The sequence below is a fragment of the Actinobaculum sp. 313 genome (assembly GCF_003073475.1).
Classification (GTDB): domain Bacteria; phylum Actinomycetota; class Actinomycetes; order Actinomycetales; family Actinomycetaceae; genus Asp313.
In genome coordinates this window covers 1574845-1593162 of record NZ_CP029033.1, presented here as the reverse complement: position 1 = coordinate 1593162, position 18318 = coordinate 1574845, and the positions used below count along the sequence as shown (strand labels likewise).

Here is an 18318-nt window from a genome sequence, read left to right as displayed (position 1 = left end):
GATTTCCTCATGTTCGACGCTGCCGATGAAGAAACGCTGGCTGCCATCCGTGCCTGGCGGAGCTTTCCTGCCAAGCACCAGCCGGCTTGGCCCGACGCGGCCGAATTGGACCGCGCCGTCGAGTATTTGCGGACGCTGCCACCGCTGACTTTTGCCGGTGAGGCGGACAAGCTGAAGAATGAGATCGCGGGTGCCGCGCATGGCCAGGCCTTCGTCCTCATGGGTGGAGACTGCGCAGAGTCCTTCGCCGAATCGAAGGCCGACCGTATCCGCGCCAAAATCCGCACCGTGCTGCAGATGGCAGTTGTGTTGACATACGGGGCGTCCGTGCCGGTGGTCAAAATCGGTCGCATGGCCGGTCAATACGCGAAGCCGCGCTCCAAGCCAACCGAGACGCGCGACGGCGTCGAGTTGCCCTCGTATATGGGGGATGCAGTCAATGGGCATGAATTCACGGCTGCGGCGCGTACACCGGATCCGTACCGACTCATTGAGGCATACCAGCGGTCGGTTGCGACGCTGAATTTGATCAGGGCATTCACCACCGGAGGCTTCGCAGACCTGTCTAAAGTCCATGAGTGGAACAAGGGGTTCGTGCGGAACCCTGCATACGCTCGCTACGAGCAGGTCGCCGGTGAGATCGACCGGGCGATGCGTTTCATGCGGGCCGCGCGCGTTAGCAGCGAGTCCTTCAGCACGGTGGATTTCTACAGCTCGCACGAAGCGCTGTTGCTGCCGTACGAAGAAGCGTTGATCCGGGTGGACTCGCGTACGCGAGAGCCCTACGCTTGTTCGGCACATTTCTTATGGATCGGCGAGCGTACCCGAGATATTGACGGCGCGCATGTGGAGATGCTATCCCACGTCCGTAACCCGATCGGAGTGAAGCTGGGGCCCACGACGACGCCGGAAGACGTGATCGCGCTGATGGACAAGCTCAATCCGGCAGGCGAGGATGGTCGACTCACCTTCATAACCCGTATGGGAGCACAGCTCATTACCGAGCGTCTTCCCGCTCTCGTGGAAGCGGTGTGCGCCGACGGCCGCCCCGTGACCTGGGTGACCGATCCTATGCACGGGAACACCATCACCGCTGCCAACGGGCTAAAGACGCGGCGGCTTACCGATATCCTCGCGGAAATCCAAGGGTTCTTCCTTGTCCACCAAGAGTTGGGAACGCATCCGGGCGGCATCCATGTGGAACTGACTGGTGATGACGTGACGGAGGTACTCGGTGGATCGGAAGAGATCCTGGAGGACACCCTGGAAGAGCGGTATGAGACCTTGGTTGATCCGCGTTTGAATCACCAGCAGTCCTTGGAAATGGCGTTTCTGTTGGCGGAAATGCTGCGCGACATCCACATCTAACGCCGCGCGATTCTGGGGTCTGACGCTAGGGGAGTTGGCGGTTCGCCGGTTGGCGCACAACTAGACGACGGTCAAGGTGATAGTTGTGCCGCGGCGCACCTTGTCACCTGCACCCGGATCTTGTGCTCGCACGGTTGCGAAGTAGCCTCCCAGAATCATTTCGACGTTGACCTCGAAGCCTGCCTCTTCGAGAATCCGAGTAGCCTCAGACGTCGACTTACCGACCACGTTAGGAACTTCGATCAGCTCGGGGCCCAGCGATACCGTAATCGTGACGGTATCACCACGATACAACGTGCCATCGGCAGGGTCCTGCGCTATAACTGCGCCTTCTTCGACGGTCTCGGAGTACTGTTGCACGACCTGCGTTGTGAGCCCGGCCGCCTGGATCTGTTCCGTCGCAGCGCTGTCGCTTAACCCGACCACATCGGGCACCGAGATCGGTTCTCGCCCCAGGGAGATCGTCACCGCGACCGTACTGTCATGATTGACCAGTTCTCCCGGGCTCACGCCCTGTGCAATGACACTTCCTTCTGGAACTGTTTCGGAATATGCCTCTGCCCGCTCCATGGATAGGCGGGAAGAGCTCAGCTCTTGCTGTGCTTCTTCCTCCGTCTTGCCAGAAAGATCAGGCACCTTGACCTGTTCAACGCCCAGCGATACCGTCACCCGAACGGGATCGGCTGGATCAGTTCGCTCGCCTGCCTCCGGATCCGTGGAAATGACGACGCCCGCCTCGACCTCATCGGAATATGCCTCGTGCCGTTCGGCGGTCAACTCGTGCTGGGCAAGCGTAGACTCGGCCCGCTCGTAGGACTGGCCGACGACGTTCGGGACCGTGACGCGTTTACCTGGCCCGAGGAAGAAATACCAGGCAGTGGCGCTGGCAAGCACCACGACCAATAGGAGGAGAGCCCACGGCCAGCGTCGCCGTCGCGTCCTCGTACGTGTTTCGGCGGCTGCGTCTGAGATCGCTGCGTCAATGGCGGCATCGTCGTCCTTCACCCGACGCGCTTTTTTTGCACGGTCTGGGCCAGAGTGGGTCGCGAGCTGTGTTGTGGCCGCAGCGGTGAGCCGCTGTGTGGCTTGCCGGGGAAGCGGATCCGTTCCGCCGACGGGCCGTTCAGGCGTGTCAGCAGCTGGCGACGAAGGCGCTTCGGCGGGTGTGGGAATTCGCGGGATAACAGGAATGCGCCTGATAAGGTCCTCATCCGCAATGGACGCGGTGACAGCCACCAGCGCCTTGACCGCTGCAGTTCCGTCGGAAGGACGGTCGGAGGGATCTTTTGCAGTTAACAGACCGATCAGCGAATCTACCGCCGGGGGCAGCCACGGCGCCTGCGTTGCAACACGCGGCATGGGTGAGTTGACATGCATATACGCGGTCGCGATCGGTGTTTCCGCGCTAAAGGGAAGGGAGCCCGTGAGAAACTCATACAGCATAATCCCCGCCGCATACACGTCTGCTGCGGCGGTCGCATGTCCGGTTGTGATCACTTCCGGCGCCACGTACGCGATGGTGCCCATCATGACTCCCGACGCCGTCGTCGTCGCATCAAGGGCACGCGCGAGGCCAAAATCTGCTACTTCGGCGTGAATTTCGGGCCGCTCGAAGACACTGGCGGGTGGAAGCGGTGCGGTGAGAAGAACGTTCTCTGGTTTGACGTCACGATGCACGATGTCGGCGGAGTGGGCAGCGGCTAGCGCGCGCAAAACCTGTTCAGTCAGTGCGAGGGCGGTGCCGAGGTTGAAGCTGCCGAGCCGATTGAGTTCAGAGCGCAGATCCGGGCCGGGAACGAACTCCATGACGAGATAGGCGTGCGCGCCGTTCGGTGAGGCCCATACGCCCCGGTCGTATACCGAAACAACGTGCGGGTTCGACAGTTGCGCCGCTGCACGCGCCTCTTTGCTGAACCGCTCGGTGAAATCCGATTGCTGAGCGAGATGCGGATGCATGAGCTTGACGGCCACATCACGCTCTAGGCGTTTGTCGCGGGCACGATAAACCGTCGCCATGCCGCCGCGTCCCAGCGAAGCGGTGATGGCATAACGGCCGTCAATGACAGCGCCAATCAGAGGGTCATCTTGCACCACGGCTTAAGGTTACAGACAAAATGCCCTTTCGTGCCGCCACGTGACGCCGCGCGTCGGCGCTCGGATTTGAGGATCGCCGACGGCTAGGCAGTCCGCCGCTTCGCGAGGACTACAACTAGGCGCTCTGCGAAGGCTATCGGTGGCCAGTCTCCAAAAGCCTCGCTAACGCGGCAGTAGGCAGGACGTAAGGAACGGAAGCAACCTCTCAGAAACGAGACATGGCATTCTTGACCTTTGTCACGTACTGCTGTGTGTCGGGACGCATGCCGTTGCGCTGCACCCCACCCAGACCCTGGTAATAGCCGGCGATTCCTTCGTCGAGCGAACTGGCGTGTGTCTGCAGGTAACGGATGATGGCGACGCCCGCAATGACGTTGTCTTGGGGGTCAAGTAAGTCCAGTTGGCGCCCAACCATCTGGGAGGCCCACTGGCCGGAGGAAGGAATCACCTGCATAACGCCGACGGCGTTCGCCGGTGACACCGCACGTGCGTCGAACCCGGATTCGACATATGCGTGCGCCAGTGCCAGTCGTGGATCGACGCCCATCTGAACTGCCGTGTCGTAGACCATCTGCTGCATTTGTGCCCGTGACGGAACGGACATGCCGTTCAGTGTGCTCTTATTCTGGTTGGCGGCGGCGTTGGTTTGCGCCGAGTATGTGTATCCAAGGAACGTGTTAGGAACCGTGGATGACGATGTTGACGTGCTTGCGGTTCCGGAGATCGTGAGTTTCTGGCCGACGTAGATGCGGTTGGGGTTGGCCAGTGAGTTTAGCGCGGCGAGGTTGGCGGTGGTGGTGCCGTAGCGCTTGGCGATGCCGGAGAGAGTCTCACCGTGGGCCACCGTATGCGTGGTGGCGGTGCCGGTTGATGTTGCGGTTGTTGCCTGTGTAGTTGAGGACCGCGTGGATGACGATGTTGAGGTGCTTGCGGTTCCGGAGATCGTGAGTTTCTGGCCGACGTAGATGCGGTTGGGGTTGGCCAGTGAGTTTAGTGCGGCGAGGTTGGCGGTGGTGGTGCCGTAGCGCTTGGCGATGCCGGAGAGAGTCTCACCGCGGGCCACCGTATGCGTGGCGCTAGCGGTACCAGTTGACGACGTTGCGCTCGAAGTTGACTGCTGCGCCGACGGTGCGGCTCCGTTCCCGGCTGGAATGGTGAGTTTCTGGCCGACGTAGATACGGTTCGGATTCTTCAGTGAGTTGGCGGAGACGATTTGTGCCACGGTCGTGTTGTAGCGTTTGGCGATGCCGGAGAGTGTCTCACCGCGGGTCACAGTGTGGACGGTGGCCGTATTGGCTGTGCGCACAGTCGGGGCCGGAATGGAGAGCAGACTTCCGCTCCGGAGCGAAGACGAGGGCGAGAGCCCATTGGTTGATGCGATGACACCCTCGGGTACTCCGGTGCGCTGGGCGATGGAGGCCAAGGTATCGGCGTTGGATACGCGATAGCTCATCGCGTTTGCCTTGACGGGCTCGGACGTGTGCCGGGCCAGCGCCAGATTACCGGTAGTCGGTTCCTGGGCGTGCGCCGGTGGCGCCACAAAACCGATCATCGTCGTTGCCGCGAGAACGGCACCTGACGTACGCACGGTTCGCGAGCCCTTGGACATGATGTACCTCCGTTGCGGCTGAGCCGCTTTGCCTCCCTGTGTCAGCAGCACCAATTGCGTGATAAATGCGAATTATGATGAAGCTGATGCTCATGTTTCATATGTGACAATAGCGTGTCGAGTTGAATCTTTCCAACTATTTGCTCTATTGCGGGTACGATTTCGGCGTGAGTAATGAGACGTCTGAGTGGTTGTCCATTCCAGAGATCGCCGAGCTTCTTGGTGTTCGTCAACGTGAAATCCGCAATATGCTGGCGGATAATCGACTCCTGGCGGTGCGCCGCGGTGAGAACAATGCACTAATGATCCCGCGTGGGGAACTGACCGAGAAGGAGGGAGAGATCACTGTTTTGGCCTCCCTGCGGGGGACGGTAACGGCGTTGCGGGATGCCGGGTTCTCAGATGATGAGGCAATGAATTGGCTCAATAGGGTTGATGACGAGCTCGGCGTAACGCCTCTGGAGGCGTTACGGTCAAGCCGTGTGAAAGCGGTACGCCGTGTTATAGCGGCGCTGGCTTTCTGAGCCCCGCAGAGAGTCATTTGTGTTCTCGGTCCGCGGTGGTTGGCCGTCACGGGCCGCGCGGGCCCGGCGGGGTGAGTTCCCGTCCGAGCTACGCCTGTGCGTCGCCAGGGATTCATAGGCGCTGCCTCCCCTCCCGGGAGCGACGACGGCCGTATGGAGCGTCTGTTAGCGTGCGCGGGCGGAGAGCTCATCAAATAGAGAACTCAGTAGGGCTGTGCCGACGGAGCGAGCGGGAAACTCCTTGAGGGCAGACCGTGCTTCCTCTTCCCGTTGGTTAATCATGTCTTCGTGCCGTTGACGCGCGCCGCACTTGATGATGATCCGTCGCAGGTGCTCCACGCCGTCGTGGTTCAGGGGCGAACCGAGATTCTGCTCGAGCCAGTCCCGGTTGGAACTCGATGCGAGTGCTCGGGATAAGGATAGGAGGACGGTACGTTTTCCTTCGCTGAAATCAGCGCCGGAGGGTTTCCCAGTTGTCTGCGGGTCCCCGAATATTCCGAGATCGTCATCGCGCAACTGGAACGCCTCTCCCAGTGGGGTACCCACTCGGCGAAGACCGGCAAGGAGGTCGCTGGGTGCGCCTGCCAACGTGGCACCGATAATTAGCGGAAGCTCGACCGAATAACGCGCGCTCTTATGGCGGAGAATCGTCAGCGCATTACTGCCTTCGGTGGAAGGATCGGCCAGCGGCAGATTCTCGGCGCGAATGTCGAGGAATTGCCCGTAGGCAACTTCCAGCGTCATGTCGTGAAAAACTCCCGTGGCCGCCTGAGCGCGTATCGAGGGAACAAGGGCTCCGGCGCGTGCGAATTCACTCACCGCCTCGGACAGTAATAGGTCGCCAAGTGTGATTGCGGCTGCGGTACCGAAGCGTGACGGGTCGCCTGTCCAATCGGCGGATTGGTGGCGTTGGGCAAACGCTGCGTGTGCGGCGGGCAGACCGCGGCGAGTAGGGGATGCATCGATGACATCGTCGTGGACGAGTGCGGAGGCCTGGAAGAGTTCCAGCGCTGCCCCTGCACTCACGGCGGGTGACGTCGGTTCATCGGTGGCGCAGCACCATCCAGCGAGTAGCAGGGTGGCGCGAGTACGCTTTCCTCCGGCGAGGAAGGGGCGCGTGACCGCTTGTAGTTCCGCGACGGCGTCGCTGTTGCCAAAAAGCGTGCTCAGCGAGTCGAGCACAGCCAGGCAGCGTGCCGTGACTGCTGCACGAAAATCGTTTGGGTCTACCGGGTCTGCGGATGCAGCTTCGAAGCTCATGCGGTTAGCTTAGCGGGATGGTCGGTGCCATGTGATGGGTACACCTAGGCCTTCTGTTTCCACGCCGACTGCCCATACGTCATCGCGAACACTGTAGTGAATACAGTCCCTGCTCGCCGTATCCACAACCGCCGAAATGCAGAGGTAATCCACCGGTGCAGAAGGGACCTATGCTGCCGATACGGCTCTCCGTTGAGATGGAGGCATGGAAACTCTTGTTATTCACGGGCCGGAGGATGCCCTTGTGCTCATTCCTCACCTTCTTGGATACTATCCGCGGCATCACCTGGTGCTACTTGGATTGGACGAACTCGGCGTGGATGCAACCGGGAAACGTGCTTGTATGGGGCCAATTGTGACGATAAACCTGGAGCCATCAGACAGTGCTGCGCTAGCACCGGCTGAATCGGCAGAACACGATACGGCGGCGGGTGACCGGCGTCGACGCTTTGATGATGCGGTTGCACAGTCAATGGGCCGGGGTGCGGACTTGCATGAAACGGACTGTGGCGTAGACGCGGATGTATCGGATGCTGGAGCAGGTGCACAGGCGCCGTACCTAGAGGCGGGATACGGTCTCGAACTTGCGCAGATTATCCGGGAGTACGGTGTGCAACGGTGTGTGCTCGCGCTGTATTGCGGCGATGTAGTGTCGTTCCTGCACGGTCCCGAGGCACGGACTCTTCACGACATTTGCTTAGCGATCCGGGAGGCGGCGCCGCAGGCTGGCCTGCTCATGGCGATGGTTGCGGATTCCCACCAGTGGTGCGTATTCGACGAGCCTGAGCCGGAGCTACATGCTTGCGATGAACTTGCGACCCGAGAGCTTGCTTTGCAACTTATAGCGCAGGGCAGCGCTCCCTTGGAAGAGCCTCCGGTACAGACGATCTCTCGCGCGAGCTGCTCGGAACTGCGACTGGCCGCTCGGGCCGGCGAGAAGTGGCTGGCCGATGAGGTGAACCACTTCGTAGCCGGGTGCAAACTGTGGAATGAGATTCTGCAAAAGGACGGAACTGAGACCATCGCCGAACGCGGGTGTGCAAATGTTGCACTACATGACTTCCGTGTCCGTGACCGGGTACTTCTTTATGCTGTGGCGCACGACGATGGCGGGCTGGTGGACCTTGATGAGGACTCTCTTGCCTTCGGGCTCATACGTGCGGCGCATCGTGTTCCCGATATCGAGCGATTGGAGAAAACGCGCGCGTTGTTGGAGCGTTGCGCTGCGGTTGCACCCGCCGACGATGCCTGCGCCTTGGCGGCCAGCGGATACCTTGCCTGGTGGTCGGGGCGCAACTCCATCGCACACGAGCGGGTGAAAGCAGCCATGGATATTGATCCGAGTCACTCTCTGGTGCGAATCCTCGCGCAGACGCTGGCCTTCCATGTTCTACCGCCCTGGATGACTCGTTGCGAATGAGAGACCGACTGCGCGTCCGGTGATTCTGTGCCGATTGGAACACGCGGCTCGCCTCAGCCGGATGCGGCTCGCCTCAGACGGAGAGGCGCCGAACTGGTCGGCCACCAGTGTTCGTCCTAGACGAGAGTCGTCCTAGGCGAAAGATGGTGCGTGGCGGAGTTACCTCTTTCGGAAGACGCGGGTGAAACGGAAGGAGTGCTCCGGCGTCGGAATCTGCGGAAAGCATGCCTCTTGTCCTGATTCAGGCCACAGCTGAGCGAGAACTGGAGCACACGCCGGGAACATTTTCCGGGGCAGACGCGTTGTGGCGTATGTACCGAGTTCTCTCCAGCGGCGGTATGATGTGCTTTCGCCAGCTGTCTGGTTCTTCGTTGAAAGGTGTCACGTGGCCACTAAGACCGCCGAAGTCGACAATTTGTCCGTTGCTACCACTGATGATGTTGCGGTAGCACCCGAGAAAAAGGCAGGCCGGAAGAAGACCACTCGGTCGTCCGCTGCGACGGCGGCTACCACAGGTAGCACAGAAAAGACGAAGTCGACGGCGCGCAAGAAGTCAACGACGTCGAAGGCAAAGCAGGCCCGCGATGCGGCGAAAACAGCCAAAGTCGAGTCGGCCGCACAGGAGGCGACGAACGATGAGTCGATTGTGCAGGCCGATGGTGCGGTAGTAGAGCAGAAGATGGCCGAGCAAAAGACGACGGGGAAGAAGGCGTCCAGTGCCAAGCCGAAGGGCTCCGTTAAGAAGGCGAAGGCATCGGCACCAGCTGATACGGCAGGCGAGGACGAGACGGCGGCGGAGGCTCTATCCGCCCAGACCGTAGCCGAGGATGCGGGCGAGTCCGCTGTGCAGTCGAGTTCGCCTGCCGAAGACGAAGCGGATGCAGTGGCTTCACCGGAAGAGGCGGATGCACTGGAGGATGACAACCTCGATCTTGATGCCGCTGATGGGGACGACGCGGATCTGGATGAGGATGATGTCTCGGATGACGCCGACGACGATAACGCCGACGACGATAAGTCGGTGAAAGACTCAACGACGGCCGCTAAATCGGCACCCGCCAAGGAAGCGACGAGCTCTAAGGGTGCGTTCACGGTTACCGATTCCGACGAATCGGATGAGCCGGCAGTACGCGTGCACGTCGCCGGTGCCACCGCTGATCCGGTCAAGGACTATCTCAAGCAAATCGGCAAGGTTTCCCTGCTGAATGCCGAAGAAGAAGTAGAGCTGGCCAAGAGGATCGAAGCCGGCCTGTACGCGGCACATATTCTGCAGTCCGGTGCACTGGACAAAGAGACGGACCGTACCTATATCCGCGAATTGCGTGCCATTATGCGTGACGGGCAGCAGGCGAAGAACCACCTGTTGGAGGCCAATCTCCGCCTCGTGGTGTCGCTGGCGAAGCGTTACACGGGACGCGGCATGCTCTTCCTCGATCTGATCCAGGAAGGCAATCTCGGCCTGGTACGAGCGGTGGAGAAGTTCGACTACACCAAGGGCTATAAGTTCTCCACTTACGCCACGTGGTGGATTCGCCAAGCCATCACACGTGCAATGGCAGATCAGGCGCGAACCATCCGCATCCCGGTGCATATGGTCGAAGTCATCAACAAACTGGCACGCGTGCAACGGCAGATGCTGCAGGACCTCGGACGCGAACCCACAACCACCGAACTTGCGAAGGAACTCGACATGACCGAGGAGAAGGTCATCGAGGTGCAGAAGTATGGACGCGAGCCCATCTCACTGCATACGCCTCTAGGTGAAGACGGCGATAGTGAGTTCGGCGACCTCATCGAGGACTCCGAGGCCGTTGTTCCGGCCGACGCGGTGGGATTCACCCTGCTGCAGGAGCAGTTGCACCAAGTGCTCGACACCCTTTCTGAGCGCGAAGCCGGTGTTGTCTCCATGCGCTTCGGCTTGACCGATGGCCAACCGAAGACCTTGGACGAAATCGGCAAGGTATACGGGGTGACACGGGAACGCATCCGGCAGATTGAATCGAAGACAATGTCGAAACTGCGCCACCCGTCGCGGTCGCAAGTGCTACGCGACTACCTGGACTGAGCCTTTACCCGGCTCGGTTCTTTTCCGAGCTGCGCCTTCAGATGGACCGGGTCTTTTGCTACTGACCGCCGCTGTTTAAGCGGCGGTCAGCTGCACATATGGCCTCGGTTGCGGGTGAGGGCCGCGTGCTGCATGTGGGAAAGGGCCCCTTGCACCACTCACTTCCGCGACGCGGCCGCGACTGCAGAAACATCCAAGGTCACGGCCAAAATCTCCGGGTCTTCCCCATGTTCCGCGATTAACGCGGAGAATCGCACCAGGTAGCTGAGCGGAGGAGTCCTGAAGTAGAGCAGTTCTAAAGGGGAGGTCATAGGTTCGAGGCGCCCGAAGCGAAGGAGTACAAAGCGGAGTAACCCTAAAGCAGCGAGTCAGGCCAGGCAACCCGTGCCGCCCGTTCCTGTGCGTCGACCCATGCAGCCGGCAACATGACCTGGCCATCGCGTGATACGGCTTGCGGAAGGTAACGCACTCCGTTCTCTTCCGCCGCCAGATAGGCGCGCAACAGCTCGGCTGCTGTCCAGGCGTCCGCCAAGGCCCGATGGTGCTGGTGGGCGCGTATCCCGGCTCGTTGCGCCGCTTCCAACAGCGAATGACGACCCGCTGGCAAGTAGATCTTTGACAGTTCCATCGTGCACACAGCCGCATCCAGCGGGAAGGTGAGTGGATAGGAGGAGCGGTGGAAGGCGGCATTGAGAAACGCAATGTCAAAGCGCGCGTTATGAGCGGTAATGGAACGCCCCCGCAATAGGGGAACCAGGGTTGAGAGAATCTCCGCGAAGGAAGGAGCATCGGCCACGTCGTCGTCTCTCAGACCGTGAATGAACTGCGCAGATACCGGACGGCCCGGGTTTACAAGCGATGACCACTCGCCCTCGGCAGCGCCCGAATCGTCGAGTAGAACAACGCCTATCTCGATGATGCGATCCCGAGTTGGACTCAAGCCGGTCGTTTCGCAGTCGACGACGGCGAAACCCGCCCTCCCGGTCCTCTTCTTTCGATGTCCTGTCGGCACAGGCGGTACTCTACCGCGCAGTCGCGCAACACCGAAGTACGCCACGGGTGAACGCCATGGACGGATGGGAATCTTCTGCCCCAAAGGTGCTTTGATATCAGTGTGAGTACAACACTGCCTGATGAAGTCACGCTAACCGCCGACGACCGTTGCGACGCCTGCGGGGCGCAAGCGTATGTGCGCGTTGTTTTGCCGTACGGTGAATTGTTCTTCTGCGGGCATCACGCCAATGAGCATCTGGACACGCTACGCGAAGCCGCCGTCTCCATCCAGGATGAGCGTGAGCGTATCGCCAGCTTGTGAGCGCCGCCGCCTGAGGCACCAAAAGGAGATCGTAGCCCTGGGCGTGTGGAGCCGCTCCAGCTTGGCGTTCGGCGCACAAACCCGCTCGACATCGGTCCTTCCGGTATGGATTTGCCCGGCGCAGCCAGCCAGGCGTATAGATACACCCGGCCTTGGACCTCAGGGTTTTGACCCAACCGTCCTGGGGGCTCGCCGCACAGACCCGCACCCGCGAACGAATTGGCGGAGAACGTGACTTTTCCCGCCTGTGTGCGCCAATGACGCGATTTGGTGCACACGGAACGTAGCATTGCCATCGTGGCACAGAATGTCGAGACCTATACCGCACGTCACCTCCAAGTCCTAGAAGGCCTGGAGGCTGTTCGGAAACGCCCCGGAATGTATATCGGCTCCACCGACTCGAGGGGCTTAATGCACTGCCTGTGGGAGATCATCGACAATGCGGTGGACGAGGCGCTCGAAGGCGTTGCGAAGAACATCACCGTACGCCTATTTGCCGATGGTTCCGTTGAAGTGAGCGACGACGGACGCGGTGTACCAGTTGATACCGTACCCGGCATTGGGCTGAGCGGCGTCGAAGTGGTGTACACAAAGCTGCACGCCGGCGGGAAGTTCGGTGGTAGCTCCTACACATCTTCCGGCGGCCTACACGGGGTCGGAGCCTCGGTGGTCAATGCACTATCAGCTCGTATGGACGTACAGGTTGATAGGGCGGGGAAGACCTACCAGATGCAATTTCGCCGTGGCGAACCGGGCCGATATTCTGACTCGCGGCGCGGCCCCTCCCCAGACTCGGATTTCACACCTTTTACCAGTGCCTCCGAGCTTGATGTGGTGGGCAAAGTGGCTAAGAAACGCACCGGAACCCGGGTGCGGTACTGGGCCGATCCCGAGATCTTCCTCGCCTCGGCTCAATTCTCCTACGACGAGCTGGTGGAACGAGTGCGGCAGACGGCCTTCCTCATTCCGGGCCTGTCGATCACGATTATCGACGAGCGTCGTCTGGCCGGCACACCCGGAGCGGAGGAGACCAGCGAAGAGACCTTCTGCTTTCATGGCGGCACGTGCGATTTCGTCGACTTCCTCGCCACCGATCCGGCGGTGACCGCCACCATGCATCTGACCGGTGAGGGCGCCTTCACCGAGAACGTGCAGGTGTTCGACAAGAAGACGGGCCATCTGAAAACGAAGGAGATGGAACGCACCTGTCAGGTAGATATTGCGTTGCGCTGGGGAACCGGGTACGACACCACGGAGGAATCCTTCGTCAATATCATCCGCACTCCGGGAGGCGGCACACATCAGACCGGCTTCGAGCAGGGCGTCATGAAAGTGATGCGAGCCCTGATCGACTCCAATTCACGTCGCCTTCACATCACCGCGCGTGATCCGAAGATTGAGAAGGACGACGTGCTTGCTGGGCTGACCGCCGTCGTCACGGTGCGGCTACCCGAGCCACAGTTCGAAGGCCAGACCAAGGAGATCCTCGGCACGGCCCCGGTGCGGGGAATCGTGGCCAACGTGGTGGAAACCGAGCTGACACGTGTCCTCACTTCCTCAAAACGCGACCAGAAAACGGAGACCTCTCGCCTGTTGGAAAAGGTGGTCGCCGAGATGCGCGCACGTGTTGCGGCGCGCATGCACAAAGAGATCTCCCGGCGCAAGAACGCCCTGGAAGCTTCGGCATTGCCCGCCAAACTCGCGGACTGCCGCAGCGAGGACGTTGAACATACCGAGTTGTTCATCGTTGAGGGCGACTCCGCCCTCGGAACGGCCAAGCTGGCGCGTTCCTCGGATTTTCAGGCGCTCTTGCCCATCCGCGGAAAGATTCTCAACGTTCAGAAAGCGTCTCCGGCCGATATCCTTCGCAACGCAGAAGTGGCATCGATCATCCAGGTGGTTGGCGCCGGATCCGGCCGCACCTTCGATCTTAACGCCGCACGTTACGGCAAGATCATTATGATGACTGACGCCGACGTCGACGGCGCCCACATCCGCACCCTGCTCCTGACGCTTTTCTTCCGCTATATGCGTCCAATGGTGGAAGCCGGGCGAGTTTTCGCGGCCGTGCCGCCGCTGCATCGCGTCGAGGTGGCAGGTTCTGGTGGGAAGAAGGGTGAGTACATCTACACCTATTCCGAACCCGAGCTTCACCGGGTACTCAAGCGCTTGGAACGCAGCGGGCGGCGATACAAGGAGCCGATCCAACGCTACAAGGGCTTGGGGGAGATGGATGCCCACCAGCTGGCGGAAACCACGATGGATCCGGCCCGGCGGACCCTCCGGCGTATTCGCATGGAGGATGAACATGCTCTGCGGGAGGCCGAGACGATTTTTGAGCTGTTGATGGGCAGTGATGTCATGCCACGGCGCGACTTCATCGTTGCCGGTGCTGCGGATATCGATCGCGAGCGCATCGACGCCTAGCCGGTGGGTGGCCTGCGGGTAGTGTGCTATGCCCGGCTGCTCTGTGCCAGCCGCCACATCTGAAGCATTCAGCCGATGGCGGCAACGGGCGCGACAAGCGCTGTGCCGGAGGCGTCGCGCCGCTCGTCGATTTTCGGCAACTCCAACGCCTGCCCTCCGCTGCCCACGGCTCGCAGCGGGGCCGGGCCCACGTATGCCAACTGCAGGCAATCCTCCCCGCGCAGGAAGCGCTGAGCACGTACTCCACCGGTTGCACGGCCCTTGGCGGGGAAGCGGTCAAGAGGCGTGACTTTTGCACTGCCGGCAACCGTTCCCGGAAGTGCATCCGAGGCACCCGCCACCGTGACCACAAGCGAACCGGCAATGTCATTGCCGGGCACTACGCCGAGTGCGAGTACCCGCGCCCCGTCGGAAAGACGAATACCGGCAATGCCCTGCCCGTTGCGACCTTGCGGGCGAACGGTCTCGGCGGAGAAACGCAGTAGTTGCGCATCGGTTGTCACCAGGACGATCTGTTCGGAATCAGCGCAGTGTGCGGCGGCGACGACGGAATCGCCGTCGCCCAATGTAATGACATCCCACGCGTCCTTGGCGGGGTGTCCGCCATTGAGCCGTTTGATACGCCCGTGAGCGGTAGCCATTGCGAGGGGTGGAGCATCTGCACTCAGGTCTACCAGCGCCAGTGGGCGCTCGTCGCTTCCCAGGGTAAGGAGTTCCGACAGCGGGGTGCCGCCCGCGAGCGAGGGTGCCGTCGTCGTCGGAGGAATTGCCGGTGCGTCCACCACGTCCAACCGGCAAATCCGGCCCGCGCTGGTGACGACTCCTACCTGCCCGCGCACGGTGGAGGGAACGGCGGAAACCACGGCATCATGCGCCACACGGGCGCCTTCGTAGCTGGGGCGAACCGCATCACCGCTTCGGGCGAGAAGACCGGTGCCCGAGAGCATGACCCAGCAGGGATCGTCGGCCAACTCCGCCGACTGGTTCTTCGCCGCTGCGACGAGATCCGTTGCGCCATCCGATTCGAGAAGAACCGTGCGGCGTGGTGTTCCGTACTCGCGGGCGACATCGGCCAGCTCCCCGGAGACGACGTCGCGCAGACGCTCCTCAGAGCCGAGAATTTCTTCGAGTTCGGCGATTTGCGCCAGAAGCTCCTCGCGGCGCTGTTCCAGTTCTATCTGGGAGTACTTCGTGAGGCGCCGCAGACGTAGTTCAAGAATGTATTCAGCCTGCTGTTCGGATAGGTCGAACACTTGCATGAGGCGAGTGCGGGCGGATGCGGTGTCGTCAGAAGAACGAATGACAGCGATGACTTCGTCAATATTGAGTACCGCGATGAGAAGCCCGTCAACCAGGTGCAGGTCGTGCTGAGCCTTGTTGAGCCGGAAAGATGAACGACGCCGCGTCACGGAGATACGGTGGTCGAGAAAGACCCGCAATAGTTCCTTCAATCCCAGCAGTCGCGGCTGACCATCGACCAGGGCGACATTGTTAATGCCGAAGGAATCCTCCAACGGGGTGTGCCGGTATAGCTGGCCCAACACCACATCGGGGTTGAAGCCGGATTTCAGCTCGACGACCAGTCGCATGCCGTGATGACGATCGGTGAGGTTTTGCACGCCGGAGACGCCCTGCACCTTCTTTGCGCTGATCGCATCTTTGAGCCGGTCGATGACCTTTTCCGGGCCCACGAGGTAGGGGAGTTCGGTGAAGACGATGCCCTTGCGGCGGGCGGTGATGTTCTCGATCCGCGCCGTCGCTCGGGTGCGGAAAATGCCGCGGCCGGTGGCGTAGGCTTCCCGCACACCGTCGAGCCCAACGATCTTTCCGCCTTCGGGCAGGTCCGGCCCGGGGATGAAGCGCATGAGATCTTCTAGCGATGCTTCCGGGTGGGTGAGCAGATGCCGTGCACCGTTCACCACCTCCACCAGGTTATGCGGTGGCATATTCGTCGCCATGCCAACAGCGATCCCGGAGGAACCGTTGACCAGCAGGTTCGGAATGGCCGCGGGGAGCACCTCGGGCTGCATAAGGGTGTTGTCATAATTCGGCACCATGTCAACCACGTCCTCATCCAGTGAGGCCGTCATGGCGAGGGCTGCCGGTGCGAGACGCACCTCCGTGTAGCGGGGAGCGGCCGGGCCGTCATCGAGGGAGCCGAAATTGCCGTGGCCGTCGACAAGCGGCAGGCGCATGGTGAAGGGTTGGGCGAGGCGGACCATGGCGTCGTAGATGGCTACATCGCCGTGCGGGTGGAGCCGGCCCATGACGTCGCCGACTACGCGGGAGGACTTCACATGCCCGCGGTCAGGGCGCAGGCCCATCTGGTCCATTTGGAAAAGAATGCGACGCTGCACGGGCTTGAAGCCGTCGCGGGCATCGGGGAGCGCACGCGAGTAGATCACCGAATATGAGTATTCGAGGAAGGAAGTGCGCATCTCCTTCGAGACATCAATATCGACGATGTTCTCATCGGCGGGCGGTGTCGCAGTCTTTCGCATGATCTCAAGTATTCCGCGTCGTGGCTGGGAATATGGTGAACGTGGCGGGCCGTGTCCCGTGAGATACCCGACGGCGGTACGGCACAGGAGGAAGGACGGTCCTGTTTGCTGGGAGGGGAGGGTGCGAGGACAGTGCGTGCGCTTGTCAGTAGGAGTGCCTTGCGAGGTACCGATACACCGCGTCGGGCGAACTCTGGCGCGGGAATTTTCCCGTCTTAGAATCGAAAAACAGTGCAACTCTAGAGAAATCGGGTAACTAGTACCTACTAACGATAGTCTTACTTGCGAGAGTTGATGCGCCATCAAGCACGCGAAGGAGAAGGTGCAATGATAGTGCGAAGTCATAGAATGATCGGTGCGGCCCTAGGCGGTGTGGCGGCACTGATCCTATGTACGAGCGTCACTGTGGATGCTACAGGTTCACGGGACTTCAATGCAAGTCCATATGTAACTAATGAGTCTGCTCATCTTGCGGGGTTTGATGTCGATAGTGACGATGCCGCCGAAACGCAATTTGAGGAGATCGAGGTTCCGACACTGGCTTCCATGCCAGACGCCGATCCGCAGTTTGCAGAGCAGGTTCATGTCATCATGCGCGATCTCGGTCTATCCGAAGAGGATGCCATCGCCCATGTGGATGGGACCCTAGAACGGTTGGACTACCGCGAGGCTGCTTATGAGGAGATCCCAGACTGTGTAGGTGGATTTGACTACGACCCCTATACGTCCACCATGACGGTCTATTCGCTCAATGAGCAATGTGATGCCGAACTGATGGCTCGCGCTGACGATATGCCCTTCGGCGTGACGATGGAGCGAACGGAGCAGTCAATCGACGACCTGCAAGCAGTAGCGGATGATCTCAACAGCCATCCTCCTGCCGATCTGCCGGAGTTGGCCTTTGCATCCGTCGATGATGAGCGAAATGCGGTTGTTCTGAATCTGGAGGATGACTCCATACCCGCGTTCTCGGAGGATACGGAGCCTGATCCGTTACTTGCCGCTAGCGTCACCAGCGATTCCCGTCTGAACAACGTAAAGGTGGTGGTTGTGAGAACTGACGAGAACGTAGCGGAGTAACGGGCGCCCGGTAACGCGAGAAATGGGAAAGTCGGGGAGCGCCCCGGGCGGTCGGTACCTACCCGTGCCCCTGGCGAGGACTCACGATTATCGCAACCGGTTAGCCGGACAAAAGTTCGGCATTGATATGAGGTAGATGTGCGCATGAGACGTTCGATAGTAGCCGTATTCTCGGCGGTGCTGTTAGTTGCAGGTGGGGCTGCATGTTCGTCCGATCAAGCCGAGCCAAAAGAAGTCGTTACGTTGACTTCGGAGTCTTATGACGTATTTGAGGGAGAACTCACGGTCGGGCAACGCTACGAACTGCAAGGAGCAGCATTGATCGTGCCGACTGAGGGATCGGCCGAAGTCTGCTTCGCCGTCACAGAGGCGGCCGGAGTGCTTCCGCAATGCACTTTCCCAATCTCAGTGGAACTACCGCAGGACGTTACTGCGGAGTCGCTAGGATTGGACAAAGAAAATGGCGGGTACGTAGGGTCAGTCAATGTGGTACTCGATCTGACCGACAACGGCGATCCCCGGCGCGGCGATATCGTCAGTATCGAAGCTGCTGCGGACTGAACGCTGGGTTGCCTTGTTTGCCCGCCGTTGCTCCGGTACATCGCAATTGCAGCGAGTGGTGTTGGGCAGCAAGGCTCCAGTTCACATGCTTGCT

14 protein-coding genes are annotated in these 18318 nt (G+C 60.6%); 8 read left to right on the top strand and 6 right to left on the bottom strand.

The features are described 5' to 3' along the window. Positions 1 to 9 precede the first annotated feature (9 nt). Positions 10 to 1368: a 3-deoxy-7-phosphoheptulonate synthase class II gene (locus DDD63_RS06890; protein ID WP_108715751.1), complete on the top strand. Its 1359-nt coding sequence runs from the start codon at positions 10 to 12 to the stop codon at positions 1366 to 1368. Between the two features lie 60 nt (positions 1369 to 1428). Here the strand turns inward: DDD63_RS06890 and pknB are convergent, their stop codons facing one another. Further along, positions 1429 to 3462, bottom strand: a complete 2034-nt coding sequence (gene pknB, locus DDD63_RS06885) for a Stk1 family PASTA domain-containing Ser/Thr kinase (RefSeq protein WP_108715750.1) — start codon at positions 3460 to 3462, stop codon at positions 1429 to 1431. Positions 3463 to 3667: 205 nt separating this feature from the next. After that, positions 3668 to 5071 carry a LysM peptidoglycan-binding domain-containing protein gene (locus DDD63_RS06880; RefSeq protein ID WP_108715749.1) on the bottom strand — a complete coding sequence of 468 codons (1404 nt, stop codon included), beginning with the start codon at positions 5069 to 5071 and terminating at the stop codon, positions 3668 to 3670. A 167-nt stretch (positions 5072 to 5238) separates the two neighbouring features. On the opposite strand from DDD63_RS06880, the gene DDD63_RS06875 reads away from it, so the two are divergent. Then, positions 5239 to 5595 (top strand): Rv2175c family DNA-binding protein, encoded by a 357-nt coding sequence (locus DDD63_RS06875; RefSeq protein WP_108716683.1) that lies wholly within the window; start codon positions 5239 to 5241, stop codon positions 5593 to 5595. 165 nt (positions 5596 to 5760) lie between these two features. On the opposite strand, the gene DDD63_RS06870 is transcribed toward DDD63_RS06875, so the two are convergent. Beyond that, on the bottom strand, positions 5761 to 6855 hold the full coding sequence (locus DDD63_RS06870) for a polyprenyl synthetase family protein (protein WP_108715748.1): 1095 nt from the start codon (positions 6853 to 6855) through the stop codon (positions 5761 to 5763). A gap of 205 nt (positions 6856 to 7060) precedes the next feature. Here DDD63_RS06870 and DDD63_RS06865 point away from each other — a divergent pair, with 205 nt between their 5' ends. Together DDD63_RS06865 and DDD63_RS06860 are read left to right on the top strand one after the other, a co-directional pair. Continuing rightward, positions 7061 to 8275: a DUF4192 family protein gene (locus DDD63_RS06865; RefSeq protein ID WP_108715747.1), complete on the top strand. Its 1215-nt coding sequence runs from the start codon at positions 7061 to 7063 to the stop codon at positions 8273 to 8275. A 385-nt stretch (positions 8276 to 8660) separates the two neighbouring features. Further along, positions 8661 to 10340 (top strand): RNA polymerase sigma factor, encoded by a 1680-nt coding sequence (locus tag DDD63_RS06860; RefSeq protein ID WP_108715746.1) that lies wholly within the window; start codon positions 8661 to 8663, stop codon positions 10338 to 10340. Positions 10341 to 10498: 158 nt separating this feature from the next. Here the strand turns inward: DDD63_RS06860 and DDD63_RS12255 are convergent, their stop codons facing one another. Together DDD63_RS12255 and DDD63_RS06855 are read right to left on the bottom strand one after the other, a co-directional pair. Further along, complete coding sequence (locus DDD63_RS12255) at positions 10499 to 10651, bottom strand: hypothetical protein (protein ID WP_164505484.1); 153 nt, start codon at positions 10649 to 10651, stop codon at positions 10499 to 10501. A 44-nt stretch (positions 10652 to 10695) separates the two neighbouring features. Next, complete coding sequence (locus DDD63_RS06855; protein ID WP_240611200.1) at positions 10696 to 11352, bottom strand: 3'-5' exonuclease; 657 nt, start codon at positions 11350 to 11352, stop codon at positions 10696 to 10698. Between the two features lie 102 nt (positions 11353 to 11454). Here DDD63_RS06855 and DDD63_RS06850 point away from each other — a divergent pair, with 102 nt between their 5' ends. Beyond that, the gene (locus tag DDD63_RS06850; RefSeq protein WP_108715744.1) at positions 11455 to 11655 is read left to right on the top strand and encodes a hypothetical protein; all 201 of its coding nucleotides are present in this window, start codon (positions 11455 to 11457) and stop codon (positions 11653 to 11655) included. Positions 11656 to 11952: 297 nt separating this feature from the next. Then, entirely contained in the window at positions 11953 to 14082 is a 2130-nt protein-coding gene (locus DDD63_RS06845; protein ID WP_108716682.1) for a DNA topoisomerase IV subunit B, read from the top strand. 68 nt (positions 14083 to 14150) lie between these two features. Here the strand turns inward: DDD63_RS06845 and DDD63_RS06840 are convergent, their stop codons facing one another. Further along, positions 14151 to 16583, bottom strand: coding sequence for a DNA topoisomerase IV subunit A (locus DDD63_RS06840; RefSeq protein ID WP_108715743.1), 2433 nt, complete (start codon positions 16581 to 16583; stop codon positions 14151 to 14153). 333 nt (positions 16584 to 16916) lie between these two features. Between DDD63_RS06840 and DDD63_RS06835 the strand changes: the two genes are divergently transcribed. Further along, positions 16917 to 17663, top strand: a complete 747-nt coding sequence (locus DDD63_RS06835; protein ID WP_125482456.1) for a hypothetical protein — start codon at positions 16917 to 16919, stop codon at positions 17661 to 17663. 144 nt (positions 17664 to 17807) lie between these two features. Beyond that, positions 17808 to 18224, top strand: a complete 417-nt coding sequence (locus DDD63_RS06830; RefSeq protein ID WP_125482455.1) for a hypothetical protein — start codon at positions 17808 to 17810, stop codon at positions 18222 to 18224. Positions 18225 to 18318 lie beyond the last annotated feature (94 nt).